Genomic DNA, 10,291 nt, shown 5'->3' with positions numbered 1-10,291 from the left:
AGCACAGGCGGCCGACACCGCCCCGCCCTGCCCGATCGGCGACCAGCTCCAGCTCATGCCCTGCGCCGGGTGAGCAAGCAGCAACACGCACAGGCACAACAACAAAGCCCCCATGCAACGATGGGGATATGCTGGCGCGCCCTTGCGGGCGGCAATATGAGGCCGTGGCGTGGCGGCGAAAAGTTGTGTTTTCACTTGCACTTCGCAGGATATATTGTGGCCTGTGGGCCGCAAAAAATCATGCAAATTTTATGCCGCTACATACTGCGCTTTTTAAGCTTCTCAATCAGCGTGGTACGCTTGATGCCCAAAAGCTCTGCGGCCTGATTTTTTACGCCTTCTGCCTTGGCCAGCGCCTCGTCAATAAGGCGGTTCTCAACCGTATCAAGAAAATCCTTGAGGTTCTGACCATGCTCGGTCAGCACGCCAAGATTGGGCCACACAAATGCCCCGGCAGTGACGGCAAGTGCAACAGGCGCAGCCACGGTTTCGGCACCCGGCGCAGCCACGAGAGCGTTGCCCTCATGTTGTTCGGGGGCTTCCTGCACTGGTTGCAACGGGGTTTCAACCTCTGGCGAAATCTCTTCCACCGGGGGCAAAAGCGATACGTCGCCCACATTATCGAGAATCTTGGAAGGCAGGTCACCCATGCACACGGTGTCGCCGTCCACAAGGATGCTCAGGCGTTCCATGAAGTTTTCAAGCTCGCGCACGTTGCCCGGCCAGGCGTAGGCCGCCAGTATACGGCGGGTAATTTCATCAAGCCCCATGGGCGTGCGGTCTTTTTTTGTGCAAAAATGATTGAGAAAATGCCGTGCAAGCAGCAGCACATCGTTGCCGCGCTGGCGCAGGGGCGGAAGGTGCAGGGGAATGACGTTGAGCCGGTAGTAAAGATCCTCGCGAAAGCGCCCGGCGGCAACTTCTGCCTCAAGATCACGGTTGGTGGCGGCCACAATGCGCACATCCACCTTTTTGCTGCCGGTGCCGCCCACACGTTCGATCTCTTTTTCCTGCAGCACGCGCAGAATCTTTACCTGAAGGCTCAACTCCATCTCGCCTATTTCATCAAGAAAGATGGTGCCGCCATCGGCCATTTCAAACCGTCCGGGCCGCGAACGTATGGCGTGAGTAAAGGCGCCCTTTTCGTGACCGAAAAGTTCGCTTTCAAGCAGCTCTTTAGGTATGGCCCCACAGTTGATGGGTACAAAGGGCTTGTCAGCCCTGCGGCTGTTGGCGTGAAGAGCGCGCACCAGCAATTCCTTGCCAGTTCCCGATTCACCGGTTACAAGCACAGTGCTGTCCGTGGGCGCAACCTTGCCGAGAACCTTGAAGACTTCAGCCAGGCTTGTGCTCTGGCCGATAATGCCGCTGGTATTCAACTCCATGTGTGCATTCTCCGCGTGCATATCCTTTCCTGTGTCAATACACTGACACGCATCGGAATGCCAGTAAAAATGCGCCTATTTCCCTGCATTACCCTCAGCCAGCCGCATTTTGCCATGACCGATCGCACCACGCCCCACCCCGCATCAGCAGCAGCGCCTGCGAGCATTCGTGCCATTCCCCCCTGCCCGCTTGATGTTTCGCGCTCCGAAATTCTGGCGACCTTGACGCATGGCCGCAATCTGGTGCTCAGCGCCCTCCCCGGCGCAGGTAAAAGCAGCCGAGTGCCTCTGTGGCTCATGAATCAACCCTGGCTTGAGGACCGTCGTATTCTGCTGCTTGAGCCCCGGCGTGTGGCAGCCCGCGCACTGGCGCGCTATATGGCGAGCCTGCTGGGCGATGTGCCCGGCGGCCTTGTGGGTTACCGCATGCGCGACGAAAGCCGTATGGGCAGCAATACCCGCGTTGAGGTGGTGACCGAGGGCGTGCTGACCCGCATGCTGCAGGAAAACCCTGACCTGCCAGATATCGCCTGCGTTATTTTTGACGAATTTCACGAACGTTCGCTCATTGCCGATACGGGTCTGGCTCTCTGCCTTGAAAGCCAGGCGGCCCTGCGCCCCGACCTGCGGCTGATCGTCATGTCTGCCACGCTGGATGTGTCAGCAGTGGCCAAGCTTCTGGGCGGGTGCCCCTCTGTGCTCTGCGAGGGCAACACATACCCGGTGCAGATGCGGCACATCCCCCCCACACTTCGGGCAGGGCAGATTGTGGGCGGGGCAACGCACACCGGGGCTGGCCCCCTGCTGTGGCGGCACATGGCCGACGTGGTTACGCATCTCATGCAGACAGAACAGGGCAGCCTGCTGGCCTTTTTGCCCGGTGCGGGCGAAATCCGCCATCTTGCGGATCTGCTGGAAGGCAGGCTTGCCGCCGATGTAGCGCTGTGCCCGCTGTACGGCAACCTCTCCGCCCGCGAACAGGATGCGGCCATTGCGCCAGCGCCATCCGGGCAGCGCAAGGTGGTGCTTGCCACATCCATTGCAGAAACTTCACTGACCATTGAAGGCGTGCGGCTGGTGGTAGACAGCGGTCTTGCGCGTCTGGCCCGGTTTGACCCGGCAAGCGGCCTCACCCGGCTGGTGACAGAGAGAGTTTCGCTGGCTGGCGCAGCGCAGCGAGCGGGTCGCGCGGGCCGCACGGAACCCGGCATTTGCTGCCGTTTGTGGGCCAGAGAGCAGGAACACGGCATGCGTCCCCACATTCGACCCGAAATTCTCGATGCCGATCTGAGCGGTCTGGCCCTGCAACTGGCGGTGTGGGGCGTGACCGATGCAGGCTCGCTGCCGTGGCTCGATACCCCGCCAGCAGCGCACCTGACTGTGGCTCAAAACAGCCTGCGGGCTCTGGGAGCCATTGATGCCCAGTTAAGGCCAACGGCGCTTGGGCGCGAAATGGCAGCCCTGCCTCTTGCACCGCGCACGGCGCGTCTGCTCGTGTGGGGGCGTAAAAACGGCCTTGCGGATCTGGCAGCCTGTGTTGCGGCACTGCTTGAAGAGCGTGATCCTCTGGCTCATGCCGCAGGCAGCCGCATGGGCGGGGCAACCTGCGGATGCGACATACTGCGGCGTCTCGATTGGCTTTGCCGCGGTGCAGCGTCCGGCAAGGGTGCAGACTCTGCCCGCGACCGCCTGCGCAGGCTTGCCCAGCGCCTCATCCGCCAATCACTTCAACCGGGCGCGGCTGACCTCGCAGGCAACCCGCAAGCGCAACAAAAACACCTGCAAAGCATATTTTCCACCGCTCTGGCTCAGGCCGCAAACATTGGACGGCTCATTGCCATTGCCTGGCCAGAACAGGTAGCCATGCGTCAGGCGGCAATCCAGACAGGCAGCCAGCAGACCACCCTCAGCAACGGCCCGACGGCCATCACGCCTTTTTTACTGCGTAGTGGCCGTGCTGCACAGCTTGCCAGCGACGACCCTCTGGCCCGCCAGCAGTTTCTTGCAGTGGCAGAGGTAGACGGGGCCGCTCCGCGCGGGCGCATTCGCCTTGCAGCCGCCCTTGCGGAACAGGACATGGTAGAACTTTTCAGTGCTGAGATGCGCACGGAAGACAATCTTTCGGTATCAGATGCCGGGCTTGTAAGCGCACGCCGTCAGCAGGTACTGGGCGCTCTGGTGCTGGAGGACGCCCCACTGCCACGCCCCCTGCCCGATCAGTGCGCGGCGGCGTTGTGCGAACACGTGCGCAACAAAGGGCTGGACTGCCTGCCATGGGATGAGGCAGCACGCCAGTGGCGGGCGCGGGTAAGCCTGATGCGTGAGCTTGAAGGTGAAGAATGGCCCGACGTTTCGGATGCGGCCCTGCTGGCAAACCTTGACCAGTGGCTTGCACCAGCGCTGGAGCAGGCGCTAGGCGCTTCACAGGGGCAAAAGATGTCCCGGGGCAACTCGCTGGCCGCACTGGATTCGGCTCGCCTGTTCGATGCCCTGCGTGGCCTGCTGCCGGGCAACCTGCACCGCATGCTTGAGCGCCAGACCCCCACGGAATGGCAGGTTCCCTCCGGGGCCATGCGCCCCATCGTGTATGGCGAAGACGGCGGCCCGTGGCTGGCGGCCAAGCTGCAGGAGCTGTTTGGCTGCGTGGACACGCCGCGCATAGCCAGCAACCGTGTGGCGCTGGTGTTGCGCCTCAATTCGCCCGCTGGCCGCCCCTTGCAGGTTACCCGCGATCTTGCCGGTTTCTGGCGTACCGGCTACCCCGCCGTGCGGGCAGAAATGCGGGGCCGCTACCCCAAGCACCCCTGGCCGGAAGACCCCCTGAACGCCACAGCCACGGTTTTGACCAAAAAACGGCTGGCCGAGCAGAACAAGGGCTGATCACCAGCGTGCTGTCACCCACATGACTGCCGCTCACAGGGCAGGTAGTTGTCATGTGGCGGTAACAGCCGGCTTAAAAGATGCCCCGCTGCGCAAGCAGCTGCACAAATTCACGCGCCCTTTGCTCGCTGTAATATTCCTGCTTCTGCTGTACAAACCCCACATGTCCGCCGTGACGGGCCACCTCAAGATGCAGATGAGCATTCTGCTCTGCCGCCTGCCACGGATAGCACGATGGTGCGCAAAATGGATCATCCGCTGCCATGAGCAGGAAGGTTGGCACTGCAATATGCGGCAGGTCTGGCAACACGGTATTTTTTTGCCAGTAGTCGCGGGCAGATGCAAAGCCAAAGGCCGGAGCGGTGAAACGCTCGTCAAATTCTGCAAACGTATGGATCTTTTCCACACCCTTCGCCGATGGATATGAAGGAAAGCGCTCTGCTTTTTCGCGCACTTTTTTGCGCAGGCTGCGCAAAAAATACTCCATATAGATACGGCAGGCAGGGCCGTCCATCACGGGTGCGGCAGCGGCCAGATCGCACGGCACGGATACAACCACGGCAGCCCTTACCAGCGGAGATACCGGGCCCCGGCCAAGATACCGGCAAATCTGGTTGCCACCCATGCTGAAACCAGCAAGCAGCACAGGCCGATCAAACTGCTCGGCATGGCGCACTACTGTTGCCAGGTCTTCCGTTTCGCCCATGTGGTATAGGCGCGCCGTGCGGTTGCTCTCGCCAGAGCACGAGCGCATGTTCCAGGCCAGCACGTCAAAGCCAGCGGCACGCAGTGTGTTGGTCATGCCCAGCACATACTTTCGGTGGCTGTTGCCCTCAAGCCCGTGCGAGACCACGGCAATGGCACGCGCCTGACCAAAGGGCTTTTCTGGCCCGCCTTTGCCGCTGCCGGGGTGCTGGTCCACATCAAGAAAGTCGCCGTCGGGCGTGTCAATGCGCACTCTGCGCACATTGGCGGCAAGTGCTGGCCGCTCGCGAAACAGCACCGGCCACATGGTATTTACATGACCATTGCGCACATACCACGGCGCATTGTACGTTGAAGCAATAACAGGCATTGGCAGTCTCTGTTAAATTGTATGAGTTGAACAGTGGCAATGCAGCGGCCACAACAGACAGCGGACAGGACAACTTTGTCCTCAAACAGGGCTTGGCAGCTGCCAGAGCCTCGTATACCTTCGCCACATGCACAACAAAGCCCCCCAAAATAGCGCCGCACGTAAATTTCTGTCAAATCCTGCACGTCAGGCCTTTGCCCAGGCAGAGCCCAGGCAGGCTACGCCCCCTGTGGATTCCCGCCCCAACAAAAATCCTGCCCGCAGTGCCCATGACCGCAAGGCTGCAGATTCTGACACCTTCCATTTTGACAATGGCACAGGCAGCCGATCATCAGCACAACGGGGCATTGCCTATAACGGCCCCACGACTGCCGATGTGCTTATTCTGGGCGCGGGTGCTGCCGGTCTTATGTGCGCGCGTCAGGCTGCCGCAAGCGGCCTGAGCGTTGTGCTGCTGGAACGCGGCCCCATGCCGGGGCGCAAGCTGGCCGTAAGTGGCGGCGGCAAGGCCAACTTCACCAACCGCTCGGTGAGCCCGCAAGATTACCGTTGCGATGGCAGCAGGGGCAATGCCTTTTGCGCTCCTGCCCTCAAGGGGTTTACGCCAGAGCATATGCTGCGCCTTGTTGACGAGTGGAACCTGCCTTTTGAAGAACGCTCACACGGGCAGCTCTTTTTGACCGTTGCCGCACAGCGCATGGTGAGAACTCTTGTGGATGACTGCCGCAAACGCGGCTGCCACATTGCCTGCAATACTGCAGTTACAGAAGTGCTGGCCCTGGCCGATGGATTCAGCGTACAGACAGAGAGTGGCACATGGCGCGGCAAGGCCCTGGTGTTGGCACTGGGCAGCCCGGCATGGCCACAGGCTGGAGGTAGCGGCGCTGGCTTTAGGCTGGCGGCAGATATGGGTCATAGCGTCATTCCGCCCCGCGCCGCCCTTGCGCCCCTTAAACTTGCAGGCAACTCACCCCTGCTGAATCTTACGGGAATCAGCCTGCCGGTGCGCGTTACCCTGGGGCAACACCAGTGGCAGGACGACCTGCTCTTTACCCACGATGGGCTCAGTGGCCCGGCAGCACTCAAGGCCTCTCTCTACTGGAATCAGGGGGTGCCCCTGATCATTGATTTTTTGCCAGCATTGAATGTGACCGCACTGCTTGATGATCCCCAGACCGGCAAGCAGACGCCACGAGCACTGCTGGCCCGCCACCTGCCCCAGCGTCTTGTGGATGCCCTGCTGCCGCAGGAATGGGCGCGGCGCAAGGTGGCCGAACTCTCGCGCGCGGCGCGTCTGGCCATGGTTGAAGCAGTGCAAAAGCACAGCATCACGCCAGGTGCAACGGCGGGGCTCAAAAAGGCAGAGGCCTGCTCCGGCGGCGTGAACACCGACGAAGTAGACCCCAAAACCATGCGCAGCCGTGTGCGGAACAATCTGTTTGTAGTGGGCGAACTGCTCGACGTTACCGGCCTGCTGGGCGGTTATAATCTGCACTGGGCCTGGGCCAGCGGTATTGCAGCAGGCAGAGAGCTGGCACGTCACCTGGGAGGTAATGGCCCGGCGAGGTAAGCGACCGGCAGAAAGGTGCTCGAAGGCCCGGGCGGCAGCTTGCCCGCACGTCCATAAAACTGGCTAAATGCGGTTGCAGTATACGTTTTCCATAAAATGCTCCATGGCTTCGTCTGCCTGACGGATATAATCCTGGAGCGGAAACTGGGCCTTGCAGGCCGGGCAGTGCATATACACTTCGTGGCAGGTGCGGGCTATGTGCAGGGGGGCGCCGCAGGTGGGGCATACTAACGTTGTCTTAACGTCACGTGGTGCAAAAAAGGCCATGGCGACTCTGTGTGTAAAAGATGGTTGAACATTGCTTGGGTCTTGCCAGAGATGCTGACAGCATCACGCTGTCAGAAGTCAAAAAAGCAGAGCAGAAGCAAACAGCCGTAACGTGGCCAGCGGGGCCAAATGAACGGCTTATCGTTAGACCATTCAAGGTACATTTTGTCAACATTGGCCCTGTGGCGTTGCACCCCTGTCAACTGCAACAGGCCTCATGCAAAAAATGCCCGCAAACACACGGCCCCATAGGCTTAAATTTGTTATTGCGTCCCGCCGCAGCTCATGCCATAGACGTACAGCCATGTTGTTGTGAATGTGGCATAACCAGAAGAAACGGATACTAACATGAAAAAGCTCCTTTTGGCCGCCATGGCTCTTTCGTTGATCACCGCACCCTGCTGGATCAGCACCGAAGCCAATGCCGCAAACACGACCCCGGCTGTTGCAAGTGGAACCAAAGCGCCCAAGGCCAGCAAGGCCAAGGCTCCCGCCAAAGCAAAAAAGGCTTCTGCCAAGGCTCCTGCCAAGTCAAAGAAGCCCTCTGCCAAGAAAAAGACGCAGGCTATCTAATTCTTGCTGTCAAAAAGGCCGGTTATACCGGCCTTTTACAGTTGAGAACCTCTACGCCTAACCCAGTAATCATAGCATACAACGATAATATACGTTAGTAGGCCTTTAAAAAAATCCTGCCTAACACTAGCAGTTCAGTTGTATTAACCGGTTTGGCAATCAAACTCCCCGCCACTGCAGATACCCCTTGACGACATTGCCGCATGAAAGTAGTGTTCAGCATTATTCATAGGGTGCTGTATTTCTTTTTGCCAGAGACTTTGCGTGGGTAAGGCTTCAAGCGGAAAGTTTACCCACCTTAACAACGGAGTCGTTATGGCTGTTTCCATTTATGTCGGCAATCTGCCCTTTTCCGCCACCCAGGAAGGCGTTGAAGCCCTGTTCGCCCCTTACGGCGATCCCCTTTCCGTCAAGCTCATCATGGACCGCGAAACCGGCCGTCCCCGTGGCTTTGGTTTTGTTGAAATGGACGAAGCCGACGCTCACAAGGCCATCGAAGCCCTGAACGGCACCGATTTTGGCGGTCGCACCCTGCGTATCAACCAGGCTGAAGAACGTCGCCCCGCGCCCCGCCGCTGGTAGACCACAAATTTCCCGTATAGAAAAAGCCGCTGTGCAAACAGCGGCTTTTTTTGTGGCTTCCAAATCCTGATCTATTTCTGCTCTCGGGTTTTGTCAGTAACGGCAACCTGCCCTGCTGTGCAGCCATTTGTCTTTTTCTCAACACCTTGCCCGTCAGCATGCGGACTCGCCCAGTTATTGGTTGCGCTACCCTGCCGGGCCTGGCCATCTTTACTACTTCCAGACTCCACAGGTTGCTTTTCGTTGAACTGGCATGCACCAAAGCAACGAATGCCCCCGCAATGCGGGCAGGCATTGCGGGGCTGCGGCATGAACAGATCGCGCAGAATTGTCAGAGCCTGTTTCAATTCCATGCTGCACCTCTTGTTAACCGGGGTTGCAGTAACACTGTCAAGCTAATCAATTCAGCAGAACACAACACAGCCAATAGAAACAACATACAATAAAAAACCGCAACCCACAGAAGGTTGCGGCATAAAAGCGGGCTTTCACGCCCCGCTCTGGGAGGCCCCCAATGGGCCTCCCGGCGGGCATTTCAGGGCCGAAGAGGCAAGCCCTGAAAATCATGAGCCTTCACGGGGCAAAAAGCATTTGCCACGCGCACCGAGGCTGCGACAGACTAGTCGGCCTGGGTGCGGATGAAGGTAGGAATTTCGAAATCATCCTCGTCGTAGGTGAAGTCTTCGTGGCCAGGATTGTGCTGGCGACGACGGGGCTGGCCCACAACTTCACGCTTCTGCAGATACGAGGGACGGCTGCTGTTTTCGTCGTACCAGCGTTCCACCTCAGAGCGGCGCGAAGACTGGGGCAGGCGCGATTCAACACGTTCCTGCTCTTCCATCATACCCTGCTGCGAAAGGCGCGAAGTATTACGACGGGGTTCGGCAACCACGGCATCAGGACCGGGCTTGCGGAAATTGGTAACCGTGGCGGCAGGGACCTGCACGGGCTGGATGATCTGGGGCGAATCAATGCCGGTGGCAATGACGGTAAGGCGGATTTCGTCACCGATGTTGTCGTCAAACACAACACCAAAGATGATGTTGGCATCTTCGGGGGTGGCATCACCGATGATTTCGCCGATTTCGGCGATTTCATCAGCAGTAATGTCGGTGGGGGCGGTGATGTTGTACAGAACCGCCTTGGCGCTCTCAAGCGAGACATCTTCAAGCAGGGGGCTCATGATGGCGCGCTGGGCGGCCTCGCGGGCGCGATTTTCACCAGAGGCGATGCCAGTACCCATGAGGGCCATACCGGCTTCTGCCATGGTGGTACGCACGTCGGCAAAGTCAAGGTTGATGAGGCCTTCGCCCACGATCACGTCAGAGATACCCTTGACGGCGTAGTACAGCACGTCATTGGCCTTCTGAAGCATTTCGGAGAAGGGAGCTTTTTTGGGAGCAAAGGCAAGCAGACGGTCGTTGGGAATGGTGATGAGGCAGTCAACGTGCTGCTTGAATTCTTCAAGACCAGCTTCGGCCGCACGCTTGCGTTTGGCACCTTCAAAGCTGAAGGGCTTGGTCACAACACCCACGGTAAGAGCGCCCATTTCCTTGGCGGCCTGCGCAACCACGGGGGCCGCGCCAGTACCGGTGCCGCCGCCCATGCCAGCGGTAACAAAAACCATGTCGGCATCGCCGATGGCTTCACGGATGCTGCCCACGCTTTCCACAGCGGCCTCACGGCCAATGGAGGGGTTGGCACCAGCGCCAAGACCCTTGGTAAGCTTTTCGCCCAGCTGCACTTTAACGGAAGCGCCATTCTTGTTCAGCGCCTGTACGTCGGTATTGGCGCAAACAAACTGCACACCGCGCAGACCAGATGCAATCATGTTCTGCACAGCGTTACCGCCGCCGCCACCTACGCCAATAACCTTGATCTTGGCATTGCTGGCCAACGAGGTATCGATATCATCAACGATTGACTGAGCCATTACACCTCTCCTCTGTGCTATCCTCA

10 protein-coding genes are annotated in these 10,291 nt (G+C 59.1%); 3 read left to right on the top strand and 7 right to left on the bottom strand.

Annotated features, from left to right (window positions below; translation table 11 throughout):
- Together F8N36_RS06530 and F8N36_RS06525 are read right to left on the bottom strand one after the other, a co-directional pair.
- Nucleotides 1-201 (bottom strand): hypothetical protein (locus F8N36_RS06530; RefSeq protein ID WP_291331996.1); only part of this gene is annotated, 201 nt, incomplete at its 3' end.
- A gap of 56 nt (nucleotides 202-257) precedes the next feature.
- Complete coding sequence (locus F8N36_RS06525) at nucleotides 258-1,385, bottom strand: sigma-54 dependent transcriptional regulator (RefSeq protein ID WP_291331995.1); 1,128 nt, start codon at nucleotides 1,383-1,385, stop codon at nucleotides 258-260.
- Between the two features lie 114 nt (nucleotides 1,386-1,499).
- On the opposite strand from F8N36_RS06525, the gene hrpB reads away from it, so the two are divergent.
- Nucleotides 1,500-4,265 carry an ATP-dependent helicase HrpB gene (gene hrpB / locus F8N36_RS06520; protein ID WP_291331994.1) on the top strand — a complete coding sequence of 922 codons (2,766 nt, stop codon included), beginning with the start codon at nucleotides 1,500-1,502 and terminating at the stop codon, nucleotides 4,263-4,265.
- A gap of 73 nt (nucleotides 4,266-4,338) precedes the next feature.
- Here the strand turns inward: hrpB and F8N36_RS06515 are convergent, their stop codons facing one another.
- Entirely contained in the window at nucleotides 4,339-5,340 is a 1,002-nt protein-coding gene (locus tag F8N36_RS06515) for an alpha/beta fold hydrolase (protein WP_291331993.1), read from the bottom strand.
- A gap of 127 nt (nucleotides 5,341-5,467) precedes the next feature.
- On the opposite strand from F8N36_RS06515, the gene F8N36_RS06510 reads away from it, so the two are divergent.
- The gene (locus F8N36_RS06510; protein ID WP_291331992.1) at nucleotides 5,468-6,910 is read left to right on the top strand and encodes an aminoacetone oxidase family FAD-binding enzyme; all 1,443 of its coding nucleotides are present in this window, start codon (nucleotides 5,468-5,470) and stop codon (nucleotides 6,908-6,910) included.
- 63 nt (nucleotides 6,911-6,973) lie between these two features.
- Here F8N36_RS06510 and F8N36_RS06505 read toward each other — a convergent pair whose 3' ends face one another.
- Both F8N36_RS06505 and F8N36_RS06500 read right to left on the bottom strand, forming a co-directional pair.
- The gene (locus F8N36_RS06505) at nucleotides 6,974-7,177 is read right to left on the bottom strand and encodes a dual CXXC motif small (seleno)protein (protein ID WP_291331991.1); all 204 of its coding nucleotides are present in this window, start codon (nucleotides 7,175-7,177) and stop codon (nucleotides 6,974-6,976) included.
- A gap of 263 nt (nucleotides 7,178-7,440) precedes the next feature.
- Nucleotides 7,441-7,728 (bottom strand): hypothetical protein, encoded by a 288-nt coding sequence (locus F8N36_RS06500; RefSeq protein WP_291331990.1) that lies wholly within the window; start codon nucleotides 7,726-7,728, stop codon nucleotides 7,441-7,443.
- A 337-nt stretch (nucleotides 7,729-8,065) separates the two neighbouring features.
- Here F8N36_RS06500 and F8N36_RS06495 point away from each other — a divergent pair, with 337 nt between their 5' ends.
- Nucleotides 8,066-8,332 (top strand): RNA-binding protein, encoded by a 267-nt coding sequence (locus tag F8N36_RS06495; RefSeq protein WP_291331989.1) that lies wholly within the window; start codon nucleotides 8,066-8,068, stop codon nucleotides 8,330-8,332.
- A 71-nt stretch (nucleotides 8,333-8,403) separates the two neighbouring features.
- On the opposite strand, the gene F8N36_RS06490 is transcribed toward F8N36_RS06495, so the two are convergent.
- Together F8N36_RS06490 and ftsZ are read right to left on the bottom strand one after the other, a co-directional pair.
- Nucleotides 8,404-8,685, bottom strand: coding sequence for a hypothetical protein (locus F8N36_RS06490; protein WP_291331988.1), 282 nt, complete (start codon nucleotides 8,683-8,685; stop codon nucleotides 8,404-8,406).
- Between the two features lie 266 nt (nucleotides 8,686-8,951).
- Nucleotides 8,952-10,265: a cell division protein FtsZ gene (gene ftsZ / locus F8N36_RS06485; protein WP_291331987.1), complete on the bottom strand. Its 1,314-nt coding sequence runs from the start codon at nucleotides 10,263-10,265 to the stop codon at nucleotides 8,952-8,954.
- Nucleotides 10,266-10,291 lie beyond the last annotated feature (26 nt).

The organism is Desulfovibrio sp. (assembly GCF_009712225.1).
Lineage (GTDB): Bacteria > Desulfobacterota > Desulfovibrionia > Desulfovibrionales > Desulfovibrionaceae > Desulfovibrio.
This window is presented reverse-complemented; position numbering and strand designations above follow the sequence as displayed.